This window comes from Haemophilus sp. 27098_8_127 (assembly GCF_041433495.1).
Taxonomy (GTDB): Bacteria; Pseudomonadota; Gammaproteobacteria; order Enterobacterales; family Pasteurellaceae; genus Haemophilus_D.
The window spans coordinates 262,738-280,282 of the sequence record NZ_JAPWBP010000001.1 but is presented as its reverse complement, the minus strand read 5'-3'; the positions used below and the strand labels follow the sequence as shown (position 1 = coordinate 280,282).

The 17,545-nt window shown below is 38.4% G+C and carries 13 protein-coding genes and 1 tRNA gene; 8 read left to right on the top strand and 6 right to left on the bottom strand.

Features of this window, described 5'->3' with window-relative positions; genetic code table 11:
* Positions 1-27: 27 nt before the first annotated feature.
* Entirely contained in the window at positions 28-1,200 is a 1,173-nt protein-coding gene (locus O3746_RS01300; protein ID WP_371447577.1) for an MFS transporter, read from the top strand.
* A 52-nt stretch (positions 1,201-1,252) separates the two neighbouring features.
* Here the strand turns inward: O3746_RS01300 and pgi are convergent, their stop codons facing one another.
* The 4 genes from pgi to pyk all read right to left on the bottom strand — a co-directional run bounded on the left by pgi (position 1,253) and on the right by pyk (position 7,056).
* Positions 1,253-2,902 carry a glucose-6-phosphate isomerase gene (pgi, locus tag O3746_RS01295; RefSeq protein ID WP_371447575.1) on the bottom strand — a complete coding sequence of 550 codons (1,650 nt, stop codon included), beginning with the start codon at positions 2,900-2,902 and terminating at the stop codon, positions 1,253-1,255.
* A gap of 56 nt (positions 2,903-2,958) precedes the next feature.
* On the bottom strand, positions 2,959-4,041 hold the full coding sequence (gene alr, locus O3746_RS01290; RefSeq protein WP_371447574.1) for an alanine racemase: 1,083 nt from the start codon (positions 4,039-4,041) through the stop codon (positions 2,959-2,961).
* 23 nt (positions 4,042-4,064) lie between these two features.
* Complete coding sequence (locus O3746_RS01285) at positions 4,065-5,471, bottom strand: replicative DNA helicase (RefSeq protein WP_065244803.1); 1,407 nt, start codon at positions 5,469-5,471, stop codon at positions 4,065-4,067.
* Positions 5,472-5,619: 148 nt separating this feature from the next.
* Positions 5,620-7,056: a pyruvate kinase gene (gene pyk / locus O3746_RS01280; protein WP_371447572.1), complete on the bottom strand. Its 1,437-nt coding sequence runs from the start codon at positions 7,054-7,056 to the stop codon at positions 5,620-5,622.
* Positions 7,057-7,283: 227 nt separating this feature from the next.
* Between pyk and O3746_RS01275 the strand changes: the two genes are divergently transcribed.
* The 7 genes from O3746_RS01275 (at position 7,284) to O3746_RS01245 (ending at position 15,618) form a co-directional block, all read left to right on the top strand.
* A tRNA-Val gene (locus O3746_RS01275) sits at positions 7,284-7,360 on the top strand.
* A 181-nt stretch (positions 7,361-7,541) separates the two neighbouring features.
* Positions 7,542-9,725 carry a TonB-dependent siderophore receptor gene (locus tag O3746_RS01270; RefSeq protein WP_371447570.1) on the top strand — a complete coding sequence of 728 codons (2,184 nt, stop codon included), beginning with the start codon at positions 7,542-7,544 and terminating at the stop codon, positions 9,723-9,725.
* A gap of 66 nt (positions 9,726-9,791) precedes the next feature.
* Positions 9,792-11,552: an ABC transporter ATP-binding protein/permease gene (locus O3746_RS01265; protein WP_054419339.1), complete on the top strand. Its 1,761-nt coding sequence runs from the start codon at positions 9,792-9,794 to the stop codon at positions 11,550-11,552.
* Positions 11,553-11,687: 135 nt separating this feature from the next.
* The gene (locus tag O3746_RS01260; protein WP_054419337.1) at positions 11,688-13,211 is read left to right on the top strand and encodes a lipopolysaccharide biosynthesis protein; all 1,524 of its coding nucleotides are present in this window, start codon (positions 11,688-11,690) and stop codon (positions 13,209-13,211) included.
* Positions 13,208-14,164 carry a polysaccharide pyruvyl transferase family protein gene (locus tag O3746_RS01255; protein WP_054419335.1) on the top strand — a complete coding sequence of 319 codons (957 nt, stop codon included), beginning with the start codon at positions 13,208-13,210 and terminating at the stop codon, positions 14,162-14,164. Before O3746_RS01260 ends, O3746_RS01255 begins: the two co-directional genes overlap by 4 nt.
* Positions 14,164-14,907 (top strand): YdcF family protein, encoded by a 744-nt coding sequence (locus tag O3746_RS01250; protein WP_049376249.1) that lies wholly within the window; start codon positions 14,164-14,166, stop codon positions 14,905-14,907. The genes O3746_RS01255 and O3746_RS01250 overlap by 1 nt, the downstream gene beginning before the upstream one ends.
* A 48-nt stretch (positions 14,908-14,955) precedes the next feature.
* Positions 14,956-15,618 carry an NAD(P)H-dependent oxidoreductase gene (locus O3746_RS01245; protein ID WP_054419333.1) on the top strand — a complete coding sequence of 221 codons (663 nt, stop codon included), beginning with the start codon at positions 14,956-14,958 and terminating at the stop codon, positions 15,616-15,618.
* A 41-nt stretch (positions 15,619-15,659) separates the two neighbouring features.
* Here the strand turns inward: O3746_RS01245 and zevB are convergent, their stop codons facing one another.
* Complete coding sequence (zevB, locus tag O3746_RS01240) at positions 15,660-16,637, bottom strand: zinc transporter permease subunit ZevB (RefSeq protein WP_054419331.1); 978 nt, start codon at positions 16,635-16,637, stop codon at positions 15,660-15,662.
* 4 nt (positions 16,638-16,641) lie between these two features.
* A complete protein-coding gene (gene zevA, locus O3746_RS01235; protein WP_371447565.1) occupies positions 16,642-17,274 on the bottom strand; it encodes a zinc transporter binding subunit ZevA in 633 nt (210 codons plus the stop codon).
* Positions 17,275-17,545: the final 271 nt, after the last annotated feature.

The window sequence follows — 17,545 nt, the reverse complement described above, 5'->3', positions numbered from 1 at the left end:
ACTATGTTCTTTTATTAAGTAATGACTATGTTTGTTCAACAACAAAATGCAACACCATCTAATCTTGTAGCCTTCAATTTTCTATTGATCGCCTTTTTAACGGGGATTGCATCTGCGTTTCAAACGCCGACCTTGAGTTTATATCTCTCTCAAGAGATTCAAGTTTCACCTTTTTTTGTGGGCTTGTTCTATTCAGTTAATGCCATTATTGGCATTATCTTAAGCCAAATTCTCGCGAAATATTCTGATAAGCAAGATGACCGTCGCAAAGTGATGATTGTTTGCTGTTTAATTGCTGTGCTTGGATGCCTGATTTTTGCTTATAGCCGAAATTATTATGTGTTAATTATTATCGGTACAACATTGTTAGGACTGGGCTCATCCGCTAATCCGCAATCTTTTGCTTTAGCGCGAGAATATGCTGAAAGCAGCCATCGTGAAGCGGTGATGTTCACCACAATTATGCGAACTCAAATCTCATTGGCTTGGATTGTGGGGCCGCCACTTTCCTTTTTCATTGCGCTAAACTGGGGCTTTGATTATATGTATTTGGTGGCAGGTTCTGCCTTTTTACTGTGTGCAGGTGTCAGCAAATTATTGCCGAAAATTCCTCGTCAAAGTGCGGTCAAAAATCAAGAGATTTTAGACAATATGCCACCAAGAAAAAGTGTGATTTACTTGTTCATCGCTAACCTATTACTTTGGACCTGTAACAGCATGTATCTCATTAATATGCCATTATTTGTAATTAATGAATTACATTTAAACAAAGAACTGGCGGGAACATTAATGGGGACAGCTGCGGGATTGGAAATTCCTGTGATGATTTTTGCGGGCTATCTCACCAAATATTTCAGTAAAAAACGCTTGATGATGATTGCTTTAGTTTCAGGTCTCGCCTTCTATTCAAGTTTATTATTCGCTGAGCAAACTTGGCAGCTTATCGGATTACAAATGCTTAATGCAATTTTTATCGGTATTACTGCTACGATTGGCATGGTGTATTTCCAAGACTTAATGCCGACTAAAATGGGCACAGCCACTACGCTATTTAGTAATGCAGCAAAAAGCAGTTGGATTATCGGAGGACCTATTGCGGGCATTATTGCGGAAATCTGGCATTACAACTCTGTTTTTTATGTCGCTGTGGCACTAATTTTTATCAGTGTAACCTGTATGTGGAAAGTCAAATCAGTTTGATTAAAATAAAAAAGAGCGGTCAATTTTGACCGCTCTTTTGCTTTCCATTATCTTATCGCCATGCTTTGAATTGGTTAATCAATCCATTTGTTGAGCTATCATGGCTTGAAACGTTCTCTTTGTCTGCCAATTCAGGAAGAATTCGGTTTGCTAATTGTTTACCTAATTCCACGCCCCATTGGTCGAAACTAAAAATATTGAAAATCACACCTTGTGCAAAAATCTTGTGTTCGTACATTGCAATTAATGCGCCAAGAACAAATGGTGTAATTTTCTGCACTAAAATAGAGTTGGTCGGTTTGTTACCTGTAAAGACTTTAAATGGCACAATGTCTTTTACCTCATCCAACGATTTACCGGCTTTCACAAACTCTGCTTCAACTTCTTCCTTGGTTTTACCAAAAGCAAGTGCTTCAGTTTGTGCAAAGAAGTTTGATAACAATTTGCTGTGATGATCACCTAATGGGTTATGACTTTGTGCCGGCGCGATAAAATCACAAGGAATTAACATCGTACCTTGGTGAATCAATTGATAGAACGCATGCTGACCATTTGTACCCGGTTCCCCCCAAATAATTGGGCCAGTTTGATAATCACGGATAACATCGCCATTACGATCGACATATTTACCGTTTGATTCCATATTGCCTTGTTGGAAATAAGCCGCAAAACGATGTAAATATTGGTCATAAGGTAAAATTGCTTCAGTTTGTGCGCCAAGAAAATTGGTATTCCATAAGCCTACTAACGCTAATGTCGCTGGGATATTTTTTTCTAATGGTGCGGTACGGAAATGTTTATCCATTTCGTGCGCACCACTTAAGAGTGCTTCAAAATTATCAAAGCCGATTGAAAGTGCGATTGAAAGACCGATTGCAGACCATAAAGAATAACGGCCACCAACCCAATCCCAGAACTCAAACATATTGTTTGTATCAATACCGAATTCTGCTACCGCTTTACCGTTGGTCGAAAGTGCAGCAAAGTGTTTTGCCACCGCGCTGTTATCTTTCGCTGCCGCCAATAACCAATCACGTGCAGAATTCGCATTGGTCATAGTTTCTTGTGTGGTAAAGGTTTTAGATGCGACTAAGAAAAGTGTGGTTTCAGGATTTACTTTTTTCAACGTTTCAGCGATATGTGTACCATCTACGTTTGAAACGAAATGCATATTCAAGTGATTTTTATAAGGACGAAGCGCTTCAGTCACCATATAAGGCCCCAAGTCTGAACCACCGATACCAATATTCACCACATCAGTAATCGCTTTTCCGGTATAACCTTTCCACTCACCTGAAATCACACGATCACAGAACGCGCTCATTTTCGCTAATACTGCATTCACTTCTGGCATCACATCTTTGCCATCTACATAGACAGGTGTATTTGAACGGTTACGAAGTGCGGTATGTAATACGGCTCGATTTTCTGTACGATTAATTTTCTCACCTGTAAACATAGCATTAATCGCTCCATCTAATGCAGACTCTTTGGCTAATTGACGAAGTAATTTGAGGGTTTCTTGATTAATTTTATTTTTTGAAAAATCCACTAAGATTTGATTTTCAAAATTTAAAGAATAATCGTTAAAACGATTTTGTTCTTGTTTGAACAAATCAGCAATCGTGGTATTAGCCAGCTGAGATTGATGAGCTTCAAGTGCTTTCCAAGCTTGTGTATTGGTTGGGTTGATGTTTTTCATGAATATTTCCTTTTAAAAATTGAATTCTTTACATTTTTGCTTTCTTGCAAAAACAATTAATCGACATATTCTGTTATAACACGAGGGGTCAATTTTGTAATCAATTCATAGCTTAAAATACCACTGTATTTAGCTACCGTTTCAATTGGTAATTCCTTACCCCATAAGATCACTTCATCACCGACTTTATCTTGGCTATCTGCACCTAAATCTACCGTCAGCATATCCATTGATACACGACCAACAATAGGAACAATACGACCATTTAAATAAACTGGCGTACCTTCTGGCACATCACGCGGATAGCCATCACCGTATCCAATAGCGACAACACCAATTTTAGTATCTTTCGGACTGGTCCAAATGCCACCATAGCCCACAGGCTCACCTTTTTTCTGTTCGCGAACAGCAAGCAAGGATGACGTTAAATTCATCACAGGAGTTAAACCAAATTCAGCCCCAACTGTATCCGTTGGTGAAATACCATACATAATAATCCCTGGGCGAATACAATCTAAATGCGCTTCTGGCCAGAATAGAATCCCACCTGATGCGGCAATGGTTCGCTCTCCCTCTTTATTTTTTATGGCTTGAAGAAAACGATCTAACTGAACTTGAGTGTAATCTGAATCTAACTCATCAGCACGGCTAAAATGACTCACAAAACCTAAGTGCGGTTGAATTTGAGGAAGTTTTTTCAGCTCTTGGTAAAAATAATCCACTTCATCAAGCGACACACCTAAACGGTGCATGCCGGTATCAATTTTTAACCAGACTTTAATTGGACTTGGTACTACAGCTCGTTTTAATGCTTCAAGCTGTTCACGGTTATGAACCACCGTCTCAATATTATTTACTGCAATAATAGGCAGATCTTTTTCATCAAAAAAGCCTTCTAGCAATAAGATCGGTTTAATAATACCGTTGGAGCGTAAAGATAACGCCTCTTCCAAACGTGCTACAGCAAAACAATCCACCATGCTTTCTAAAGCGGATGAGACAAACACCACACCGTGACCATATGCGTTTGCTTTTACCACGGCAATAATTTTGCTGTGTGGTGCTTTTTCTTTAATAACTTGTAAATTATGTTTTAGGGCAAGCGAACTGATTTTCGCTGTTGCCGGTTTTACGTTCATTTTTCTAATCCGTTATCTCTTGCCTAATAATCATCTCTGTATTCACGCTGTTCGGCAAGGTTATCAAAGCGTGAGAATTGACCGTTAAATGCTAAACGTACACGACCAATCGGACCGTTACGTTGTTTACCAATAATGATTTCAGCAACCCCTTTATCTTCAGAATTATCGTTATACACTTCGTCACGATAAATGAACATAATCAAGTCAGCATCCTGCTCAATAGAGCCTGATTCACGCAAGTCTGAGTTTACTGGACGTTTATCTGCACGTTGCTCCAAAGTACGGTTAAGCTGGGAAAGAGCTACAACGGGGACTTCTAATTCTTTCGCTAAGGCTTTTAACGAACGGGAAATCTCAGCAATCTCTAAGGTTCGGTTGTCTGAGAATGCCGGTGCACGCATTAACTGAAGGTAATCCACCATAATCATGCTCAAACCATTGTTTTCGCGGTACACACGACGTGCTCGAGAGCGCAATTCTGTTGGAGTTAAACCTGATGAATCATCAATATAAAGATTATTTTTTTGCTTAAACATCCCAAACACGCTGGCAATTTTGCTCCATTCCGTTTCATCCAAATTTTGACCAGTACGAATTTTGGTTTGGTCCACGCGAGCAAGAGAGGCAATCATACGCATCATGATTTGTTCCGCAGGCATCTCTAAACTGAATACCAACACAGGCTTATCACTTGCCATGGCGGCATTTTCACAAAGGTTCATCGCAAACGTGGTTTTACCCATAGAAGGACGTGCAGCAACAATGATGAGATCCGAAGGTTGTAAACCTGCTGTTTTCTTATCTAAGTCAACAAAGCCCGTTGTGACCCCTGTCACACCGCTATGATTTTCAAGCTTACTTAAGGTATCAATTCGAGCAATAGTACTTTCCAACACGCTGATCACATTTTGTGGCCCTTCAGTTGAAGAACTGCGTTTTTCAGCAATAGCAAACACTTCTCTTTCAGCTTCATCCAACACCATTTTGATGTCTTTGCCTTTCGGAGAATAGCTGTTTTCTGCGATACGATTTCCCACTGCAATAAGCTCACGCAAAATCGCTTTTTCACGCACGATTTCGGCATAAGCCAAAATATTAATGGCATTTGGGGTGTTATTAGAAAGATCAGCGAGATAAGCAAAACCGCCTACAGAATCGCTAATACCTTTCGCTTTAAGGGCTTGATCAAGGGTGATTAAATCAATCGGTGTTTGGTTACGCATTAATTCTTCCATAGTTTGGAAGATTGCTTTATGCGCAAAAGTATAAAAATCCTCAGCAATTACTCTTTCAGCAATACCATCCCAATGTTGATTACTCAACATAATGCCACCAAGTACGGCTTGTTCAGCTTCAGTGGAATGAGGCGGGATGCTAACTTGTTCAGTTTTCTGATCTGGAGATTGAATTTGTCTTTGTGAGGCCATAAGGATTTCAATTTAAACTAAAAACTGTGCTTATGATACCGCAAATACGAGGTGGTTTTAAGAAAAAAGTGCGGTCAATATTTTCAATATTTTAGATATAAAAAAACGGTGGAAAAATCCACCGCTCTTTTTTATTCATGAATGTTGATTATTCAACAGTTAAAGTACGACAAACGTTAGTTGTACCTTCTGACTCATCACCTTGTGTTAATAAAACAACATCACCAGAAACTAAATAACCTTTTTCTTTTAATAGGTTAATCGCTGCTTTTGCACCCGCAGAGCTACGAGATTCGCCATCAAAATGAACGGGTGTCACACCGCGGTATAATGCACAACGGTTTAATGTTTCTTGAACACGAGAAAGTGCAAAGATTGGTAAACCTGAGCTGATACGTGACATTAATAATGGTGTACGACCAGAGTGGCTTAATGTAATGATTGCAGCGATACCGTTTAAGTGGTTTGCTGCGTACATTGCTGACATCGCTACAGATTCTTCAATATCTCTGAACTCACGATCTAAACGGTGTTTAGAAATATTGATGCTTGGCATTTTTTCTGCACCTAAGCATACGCGAGCCATTGTTGCCACAGTTTCAGCTGGATATTGACCTGCCGCAGTTTCTGCTGAAAGCATTACCGCGTCAGTACCATCCAATACCGCATTTGCCACGTCCATCACTTCTGCACGAGTTGGCATTGGGTTGCTGATCATTGATTCCATCATTTGAGTTGCAGTAATAACCGCACGGTTTAATTGACGTGAACGACGAATTAATTTTTTCTGTACGCCAACTAATTCTGGGTCACCGATTTCAACACCTAAGTCACCACGTGCAACCATGATCACATCAGAAGCTAGGATGATATCATCCATTGCAGCTTCATCAACAACCGTTTCAGCACGTTCAACTTTAGCAACGATTTTCGCGTCTAAACCTGCTTGTTTTGCTAATTCACGCGCATAGTTTAAATCTGCACTTGAACGAGGGAAAGATACCGCTAAGTAATCTACACCGATACGTGCAGCTGTGATGATATCTGCTTTATCTTTTTCGGTTAATGCATCTGCAGATAAACCACCGCCTAATTTGTTGATCCCTTTATTGTTTGATAATGGACCACCAACTGTCACTTCAGTAAATACTTTTGCACCGTCAGTAGAAAGGACTTTTAATTGAACACGACCATCATCTAATAAAAGAATATCGCCTGGTACAACATCTTGTGGAAGTGTTTTATAGTCTAAACCAACGGCTTCTTGATTACCTTCACCTTTTGGTAATTCCGCATCAAGAATAAATTTATCGCCAACATTTAAGAAAATTTTGCCGTCTTTAAAAGTAGAAACACGAATTTTAGGACCTTGTAAGTCACCTAAAATTGCCACGGTTTTACCTAATTTTTTCGCGATCGAACGAACACGCTCAGCACGCTCAATATGATCATCTGGTGTACCGTGAGAAAAGTTCATACGTACAACATTAGCGCCTGCTGCGATAATTTTTTCAAGATTGTTATCGCGGTCTGTTGCAGGCCCCATTGTACATACAATCTTCGTTCTTCTTAATTTTCTAGACATTATCTAAACTCCACAAATGGTTACAATTTACTTAAAGCTTTTTTAAATTTCGGCTCATCCGAGATAAAAACGTTGCGCATTATACGCTTAAACCTGTACAAAATCAAAATAACTACTGAGACTTTTTAAATCAGATTTTGGTTATTTTTTTAGCAGCTAAATTTAACTTAAAACAAATCCTCTTGTTTTCATCCTTAAAACTGTTTATCATCTGCCACATCTTTTACGCGACTATAGCTCAGTTGGTTAGAGCACCACCTTGACATGGTGGGGGTCACTGGTTCGAGTCCAGCTAGTCGCACCATATTACAATCCCAAGCTTTTTAGCTTGGGATTTTTCTTTTTATCCCCTACTTAATTTAAATGAATATTTTCTGAATAAACCGCATAAGCAAATGAAAATAATTTGCATTGATCGACGTAAACGTTTTCGCTATACTTACGACTCTTTTATTATCTATCGGGTTATATATCGGAAAACAATTATGAAATTTAAATTAAGTCTTATTTCAACCGCACTTTTGGCGAGTTTCTCCGCTTCTACTTTTGCGGAAACTGAACAAGCCGCAAATACAAACACCGAAGTACTTGAGCAAATCAATGTTCAAGATACAGGTATTAAACAAAATGGTTATCAAACGACAGGGACATCCGTCGTATCAAAAGCTGAAGTGCCTGTATTCGATACGCCAAATACTGTCAATATCCTTTCGACTAAATTATTAGAAGATCGTAAACCTGAGTCACTCATTGATGCGCTTTATAACGTCAGTGGTGTAAGCCAAGCCAATACGCTGGGTGGTATGTTTGATGCCATCCAAAAACGTGGTTTTGGTGGAAACCGTGACAACTCAATTATGCGTAACGGTTTACAAGCTGGCCCAGCTAAAAACTTTAGCACGACAACTGAAACCGTTGAAGTGTTAAAAGGGCCTGCATCTGTGCTTTATGGTATTCAAGATCCAGGTGGCGTGGTCAATATCATTACTAAAAAACCACAACAAACACCTCGCTATGTCATTGGTGGCACTTTAGGTAATCATAGCCTATGGGGAACACAATTAGATTTCACTGGTGGCTTAGGAAATGGTTTTGCTTACCGCTTTATCTATGACAAACAAGAAAAAGACTACTGGCGTAATTTTGGCAAAGTGAAAAACACGACTTACGCGCCATCACTTTCTTGGGAAAATGATAAAACTAAAGTACTTCTTTCTTATGAACACAAAGATATTCTTGAGCCATTTGATCGTGGTACAAATCTTTTAACGGCAACTAATGCATTACCGGATATTCCTGTATCGCGTCGTTTAGATGAACCAAATAATGAAACAACCGCAAAAACCGATAACATTGATTTCAAAATTGAGCACAAATTAAGTGATGGTTGGAAATTAAATGCGGGTTATAGCTATGCTCGTTACAAATATTTCTACGATCAAGCTCGTATTACAAATGTTAACGTTAAAACACGTACAGCCCGCCGAGAGATTGAACAGCAACAAGGTGACCAGCGTGTTCATAGTGGCACATTAAATATTGTCGGTGAATTTGGTATTGGTGATATTGCTAACCGCTTTGTAGCCGGTATTGATGCAATGCGTAATATTCGTGATCTTGGACCGATTTATAACAAAGGTATTACAAATTCAGATATTAATATTGATAATCCAAAATATACCAGCCCTGTTGCAGCACATAAAAATGGTAATGGCAACGCCTACCAATATAACTATCTCAAAACCGTTGGTGTTTATATTCAAGATACCGCCTACTTTACAGATAACTTTATCATGACGGGTGGTTTACGTTATGAGTACTTTGATCAATTTGCAGGACGCCATTGCTTAAATGCAGCAAACTGTAAAAAAGGTCAAAATCTAACAAAAACCGGAAATACCGATCAGCACGATGGTAAATTATTGTATCAATTAGGTGCCGTATATAAATTTACGCCACATATTGCGACCTTTGCGAACTACTCTGAGTCTTTCCGTCCACAAATGAGTGTGGCAACACCTGTTAGCGGCGATTTAAAACCAGAACAAGGTAAATCTTTTGAAATTGGTGCAAAATACGAAAACTCAGGCTTTAATGCAACACTTGCATTATTCAATATCAGCAAACGTAATGTAGCTGAGGCTGTTGGTTCTGGTTCAAATGCGCAATTAAATATCGTCGGCAAACAACGTTCTCGTGGTGTGGAATTCGATCTTAATGGTCAAATTACGGATAGTCTAAGCGTAGCGGCTAACTATACCTACACCAAAGTAAAATCACTTGAAAATGAGCGCTATCCTGATGCGGTAAATCAACAACTTTCTGGTGTACCAAAACATCAAGCTTCCCTATTCCTAGCTTATAACGTAGGTGAATTTGATTTTGGTAACATCCGTGTTGGTGGTGGTGCTCGTTATTTAGGTTCTTGGCATGCTTATAACAGTGATTACACAAAAGCATACAAATTACCTCATGCCGTGGTATATGATGCCTTTATTGCTTACGATACCAAAATCTCTGGCAAGAAAGTGTCTTTCCAACTTAACGGTAAAAACTTAGCAGATAAAACTTACTATCCATCCACCTCTGGTAACGCAACAAACACGTTAATCCCTGTTGCATTAGGTTATGGACGTGAATTTATCTTCAACACGAAAGTTGAGTTTTAATTGAGCGCACAATGCGAGGGCGAATCATTTCGCCCTTTTTTTCGTTTTTTACTTTATGGATAATCAATGAATTGGCAAACTGAACTTAACTCAAGTTTAAGCTGGATTTTGACCGCACTTTTCTGGGTGATTGTGTGCTTTAGCGTGACGACACTGGTACTCAAACAAACCACATTCGGTCAGAAGTTTTGGCATATTGCATCCCCTTCGATTAATCGCCGTAACAGCATCAAAATAATCCTTATGCTACTGGTGTTGTTTACCATGATTTTGTTAGAAGTGCGTTTCAGCGTACTCAACTCTTTTTTCTATAACGGGCTTTATAGCTCAATGCAGGAATTAGATGCGGATAAGTTTTGGTTCTTTGCAAAACTGAATGCCCTCTTAGTATTGGTACAAGTTATCCACTCCATCGCCGATTATTTCTTGCAACAAGTATTTGAAATCCGTTGGTTGGAAAGCTTGAATAAAGTCCTTGTTAAACGATGGTTAGAAAATAAAAAATACTATCGCCTCAAATACGAAAAAGATCTGCCCGATAATATTGATCAACGTATTGAACAAGATGCACGTGAATTTATCAGTAGTACCGTTAAAATTGTGCGGGGAATGATTAATTCGATTCTGACTACCATTGAATTTACCATCATTCTTTGGTCACTTTCTGGTGTGTTGAGTCTTTTCGGCTTGAATATCGAAAAAGGTGTTGTTTTCTTTATTTATGCCTTTATTATCCTCGCAACGTTAATGTCCGTTTGGATTGGTCACCCTTTAATCAAGCTGAACTTTAATAAAGAAAAACTCAATGGTGACTACCGTTATTCTTTAATTCGAGTGCGAGATAATGCGGAAAGTATTGCATTCTATCAAGGTGAACAACAAGAACAGCATTTACTGAAAAACAAATTTGCCGAAATTATTCATAACCGTTGGGCAATTGTGTTGAGAATGTTGGGATTAGACGGCTTTAATGGAAGCGTCACACGAGTGGCGAAACTCTTACCTTTAATGCTTCAAGCCCCTCGTTTTTTCACTGGACAAATCAAACTGGGCGATATGCACCAAACTGTGCAAGCATTTAACCGATTAATGACCGCACTTTCCTTCTTCCGTTTGTTCTATGAAGAGTTTACGCTCTATCAAGCGCGCTTAAATCGTCTTTATGGTTTTATGACGAAGTTGGATGAATTAGATCATTCAGAGGTTCATCAACCCATGAAATGTTCTAACCGTGTTGCATTGTCAAACTTTGGTATTAAAGACGAGCAAGGCAGATTGTTGCTTAATAACTTAAATATTGAATTAAAAAATGGTGATGCCTTATTAATTCAAGGTCCATCTGGCACAGGGAAAACATCGCTATTAAAAGCGATGGCGGGGATTTATCCTTTTGAGACAGTGGGGCTGGTGGAACATCCTTGTGTGACCAGTTTATTCTTACCACAACGTCCTTATATGCCACAAGGCACGTTACGTGAAGCGATTTGCTATCCAGATATTGATCCTTATCATCCTGAATTGGAAAAAACACTCGCGGATTGCTGTTTGGATAAATACCTTCATAGTCTTGATATAGATAACGATTGGCAAGCAATTTTGTCACCGGGTGAATTACAGCGTGTGGCATTCATTCGGATTTTACTGACGAAGCCAGAAGTGGTCTTTTTAGATGAAACCACATCAGCACTTGATGAGCCAACAGAGTATCTGCTTTATAAAACAATTAAAGAGCGCTTACCGAATATGATCATTCTGAGTGTTGGCCATCGTGGCACATTGCATCAATTCCATAACAAACAATTGGATTTGGCTGTCTGCATCGTCTAAATAACAAAAGGCTAAATTATATTTAGCCTTTTCTTTATTATAAAGCCTATACGGCGACCTAGAACTTGCACAATGCTTGCTACACACCCCAATCCCCCCTATAATTCCCCCAATTTTTCTAATTCCATTTTCACAATGTCAAATAAAACCATTGCAAAAAATACGCTATTTCTCTACATCCGAATGCTTTTCAACATGGGAGCCATGCTGTATATCTCTCGTGTGGTATTACAGGTTTTGGGAGTAGAAGATTTTGGTATCTATAACATTGTGATGGGGGTCGTGGTCTTATTTTCCTTTTTTAATGGCACAATGACCGCCACTACTCAGCGTTTTATTAACGTAGAAAAAGCCTCGAATGACATTCAACGTGTCAATAAAGTCTTTAATATTAGTATCTTAAATCACCTACTCATTATTTTTATCGTATTAGTGTTAGCTGAAACCGTAGGTTTATGGTTTTTAAATCACAAATTAGTTATCCCCGCTGAACGCTTGCAAGCGGCAAATATCGTTTACCAATTAGCATTAATTATTGCCCTTGTTGAAATCATTAAAGTGCCATTCAATGCCATGATTGTTGCACACGAGAAAATGGGATTCTATGCGTGGTTGGGATTAGGGGAAACCATCTTAAAACTAACCTCTGTTTTTATCTTAAGTCATATCACACATTACGATAAGTTGATTACTTATGGTGGCTTATTGCTTTCAGTCAGCTTAATCGTGCTCTCCCTTTATGTGTTATTCACTAAATATTATTTCAAAGAAGCCGCACGTTTCCGTTTATATAAAGATTTAAGTAAAACCAAAGAAATGGTGAGTTTTTCCGGTTGGATGCTTATGGGGCAAGTCGCTTATGTGGGTTCAACACAAGGCTTGAATATGGTGTCTAACTTATTCTTTGGTGTGGCAGTCAATGCCGCTGTTGCGATTGCAACACAAGTAGAAGGTGCAGTTTACAGCTTTGTAAATAATTTCCAAATGGCAGCTAATCCGCAGTTAGTTCAGTCTTATGCTGCAAAAGATTATGATCGCAATCGCCAATTAATTCTTGGGATTTCAAAATATTCACTTTATTTAATGGCAATTCTCTCTGCGCCTGTATTATATTTCACCCATACCTTATTGACATTTTGGCTAGGTGATCATCTTCCGCAATATACTGAACAACTTGTACAAGCTATTATTGCTTGCTTATTGATCAGTGCAATGGCTGGCGCATTTTGGATGAGTGCATTAGCCATTGGCACATCTACCGTAAAACAATACAATATCATCGTAGCGTTAATCGATCTTTGTACGGTGCCATTGGCTTATTATTTGTTCACACTAGGTTACAATCCAGTATTTGCCTTTGTGGGTAAATTTAGTACGATGGTCATCTCACAAATCTATCGATTATATTTTATTAATAAAAAAATTAAATTTAACCAAAAAGAATTTGTCTCATATTTAGTGAATGTCGGCGTGGTGTTTGGTCTACTATTAGGTATCATCTATATATCAGATACTACCCGCAGTTATTCTTTATTGGAGTTTATTGGACAATCCATCATCTTAGAAATGGTATTAATCTGTGTCATTTTAATCTTCGGATTAAACACAGCAGAAAAAAATTTCTTGTTTAGCTATTTAAAGAAAAGAGTAAAAAAATGAATCAACTCCTTATTGATTTAAAAAACAAATTGAATTCTATTGTCGAACTGATCAAAGATAAAAACGACGTATTTTATTTTGACTACCCGCTTCATTTGAACGTGGGCGATTTACTGATTTATCACGGAACCGAACAATTTTTTAAAGATCACCACATTAATGTGACCTTAAAACGCTGTGAATATGATTTAGATCTTGAAGAAGTTAAAGCAAAAATTACACCGAACACTACCATCCTTTTACATGGTGGTGGCAACTTTGGTGATCTTTATCCGCAGCATCAAAAGATCCGTGAAGAAATGGTGACCCATTTCCCGAATAATCGCATTATTGTGTTACCACAAACCGCTTATTTTAAGCACGAAGAAAATCTGCAAAAATCAGCCGCTCTTTTCCGTAGCCACAGTGATTGCCATCTACTGGCTCGCGATGAAAGAACGGAGAACTTATTTGCACAATTTTCTGATCATGTTTATTTATCACCGGATATGGCGCATCAGCTTTATGGCACGATGGAAACTAAGCAAGGCACAACGGGGGAACAACTTTATTTCTTGCGTAAAGACATTGAAGCAAGTGATATAGAGAAAAATATCCTCGCGCAACTGCCTGCCAACAGCAATGTAAAAGACTGGGAAGACATTCTTTCAACCGAAGATGATGTGGTTTTAGCATTAAGTTGGCGAATGAGTAAAATGGCCAATAAATTTGGTTTAAGTTGGCTAAAAGATCTCTGCCATCAATTCTGGTATGCCTATACTCAACGCATTGTAAAACGTGTTGCACAAGTATTCTTAGCGAACGACAAAGTGACCACAACTCGCTTACATGGTCATATTTTCTCTTGCTTGTTAGAAATTCCAAATCGTGTTTGCGATAACTCTTATGGCAAAAATAGTAGCTATGCGAAATTATGGACAAAAGAGCTAGATTTCGTTGAATTGGATAAATAATGTTTGAATTGAAAAAACTCATTACCGCTATGATTCTTCCCCCATTTAATATTTTAATTCTGTGGGGGCTGTCTCTTATTCTAGCTAAATTCAATTTCAAAAAATTAAGCCGAATTTCGACCGCACTTGGTTTCTCACTACTCTATCTTTTAAGTATTCCTTACACTGCACAAGTACTTAAAGATAGTCTCATTACTGAAGATCATTTGACACTGCAAGATTACCAACAAGCTCAAGCGATCGTTTTACTGGGTGGTGGTTTACGTGATAGCAAAGAGCTTTATGCGCCATTAGCTTCAACAGGTATTCAACTTGAACGCTTACGTTATGCCGCTTTCTTACAAAAAGAAACGCACTTGCCACTATTGATTACAGGGGCTAGTCCAACTGGTGCCATTGAGGCAAAAATCGCCGCAGAAGAACTCCAAAACTTCTTTAATGTGCCAACAAAATGGATTGAACCTAAGGCACTTACCACCAAAGAAAATGCCCTTTTCACCAAACAAATATTGGAAAAAGAAGGTATTCATAAAATTATTTTAGTCACTAATGAATGGCATATGCAACGTGCAAAATTATTATTCCAACAACAAGGCTTTGATGTGTTACCTGCAAGTGTAGGTGAAGGCATTACGCCAGATAGTTACGGACTCAATATGATGCATTTTATTCCGCAAGGTGGCGCAATTACTAAAAATATGCAATTACTCAAAGAGTGGATTGGATATTGGAAAGAGCGCTAAGGTGCGGTCAAAAGATCATAAATTAGATAATGTTAAGAGGAAGAAAACATGAGTCAAATTACACGCGAACAAATGCTTCAAGTATTCGAAAATCGCTGTTCAACACGCTATTACGATCCGAATAAAAAAATTAGCCAAGAAGATTTTGCTGCAATTTTAGAATTTGCTCGTTTATCACCAAGCTCAGTAGGTTCTGAGCCATGGAAGTTCTTAGTTATTCAAAATAAAGCATTACGCGATAAGCTCAAACCTTTTAGCTGGGGCATGCAATATCAATTAGATGATTGTAGTCATTTAGTGATCATTCTTGCTAAGAAGAATGCTCGATATGACACGCCTTTCTTCCGTGATGTTGCGGTGCGTAGAGGTTTACAAGGCGAGCAATTAGAAAAAGCCTTGGAAAAATATAAAGGCTTACAAGAAGTTGAAATGAAAACCGCAGAAAGCGAGCGTGCATTATTTGACTGGACAAGTAAACAAACCTATATAGCCTTAGCCAATATGCTAACTGGTGCTGCCGCTATCGGTGTAGATTCTTGCCCTATTGAAGGCTTTAACTACGATAAAATGAATGAAGTTTTAGCCGCTGAAGGTCTTTTTGATCCAAGTGAATGGGGTGTATCCGTGGCCGCAACATTTGGTTATCGCGCGAGAGACATTACCAAAAAATCTCGTCGACCAATTGAAGAAATCGTCACTTGGGTTGAATAATCTATTTTCAAATAAATGGGCAGCAAACGCTGCCCTTTTCTTTATCCACCGAATAAAGCTGCACCACCTGTTACAGCCCCCATCGTGCCATATAACAAGCTTAGTGCAAAAAAGATCATCATTGCACCCGCAATACATTTGATCATGGCTTCGCCTTTTTGATTAGAACCCGCTAAACCATACCAATGCCCTAAGCGAGTCGCGACATTTCTCGCATAGCGTACTAACGCTGCAAAAAGCGAAAGCATTAATCCTGTCCCCAAAGACATGGCAAAAGTAGCTAAAATTCCCCACCAATAAAGATCCAGCATATAAGCGAGAAAAAGCACAAAAATGGCGCCACTACACGGTCGCATACCAATGGTTAAAATCACTAAGAGTTGAGATTTTAAATCACCCGATTGCTTAAGCTGTTGATCATTGGGTAGATGTTGATGTCCACAACTACACTGCGCTTGGCTTGCTTTTCCTTGCTCATATCGAAATGGCGAAGCTGCTCCAATCTGTTTCGGTAATGATTGAATAGATGTGATACGAAAAGACTGTTTTTTCTTCAAGCCTTTCAAACCTTGAGCAATCCAATAAAACCCTAGTAACAATAATAAAATGAGTGCGCTACGCTCCAGCCATAACTGACTAAGTTTAAAATATTTAGAGGAAAGATTAAGTATCACCACCACAATGGAGGTTGCTGTAACTGCGACAAAACCTTGCATGAGAGAGGAAAGTAAACTTAAGCGTACGCTGGTTTTAAGCTGGCTTTCGTGAGTAGAAAGATAACCAGCAATAATAAATTTCCCATGCCCAGGCCCTAATGCATGTAATACACCATAAGAAAAGGCGGCGAAAATCAACCACAATCCTGCTGTAGATGAATGTGCTTGAATTTGGCGTAGATTTTCAGAAATCAGCTGATTAAAGGCTTTTTGCCAATCGGCTACTTGCACAAAAAGCCAAGGTAGCAAGGCGAAAATAATCGCTAATAAGCCGATAAAGAGTGCGGTCAATTTTAACTTCATTTTTTTATTCACATTTAATTTTTACTTTCTGCGCAAACAATACACCAAGAGAATCATCCTCATTTTTTTGCGATTTATCCAATGATGAAGCGTAGGATTTAATTTTTTCATCCACATTAGGTTCAAGCACTTCCCCTTTGCAGTTTGCAGGAAGTGCTGAAAAATCAACCGCTCTTTTACCTATTTCAGCATAACGCATTGCCACATAATAGGTGCTGTCATAAGTCATTAGCGTAAATTCATTATTTTGCAAAGTCTGTGGCTGAGCTAAAAGAAAATCAAAATAATACTCCACCTCATTTCCTTTAACACGCATGCCATAATTTTCAGGCTGTTTTTTATATTTAATTTTGTGATTTTCTTTATCAAAGACATAACTAAAGTAATGCTCATTCACGACATTCGTCATCACTTCATCAATGAGTTTTTGTTTAGCCGCTTTATCGCCTTTTGCCTGCATCACATCATACAATACGGCTGAAGAGCTGGCTTCATCCAGTAACCATTGAGCCGAAAAACCAATTAATTGATTATCTTTCACTAACGGTTTGGTTTGCATATCAATAAAGGCGTGAGGATGAGCAAGAACCGAAAAAGGAGAAATCAGCGATAATCCTAGGAGTAATTTTTTAAACATAAATAAGAATAAAGTGGGCTAAATAATTGAATAGACAGATTTTATCACAAGCAGTTCCTAATCAAAATCGAATAAAAATCGGTCGAAACATAAAAAATCCTGTGATTTTCTTGATTTGTATCAACAAATTATTCATTCGCATTTCCCTTGTAACTGAAATTTATGTACTATTTGCCTCGTCAAGTGATTGCTTGATATTCATAAAGTTCCTAAATAAAATAATCATAAATATAGCTAAACTACTTTCCTACCACCCTATATGGGTGGTTTT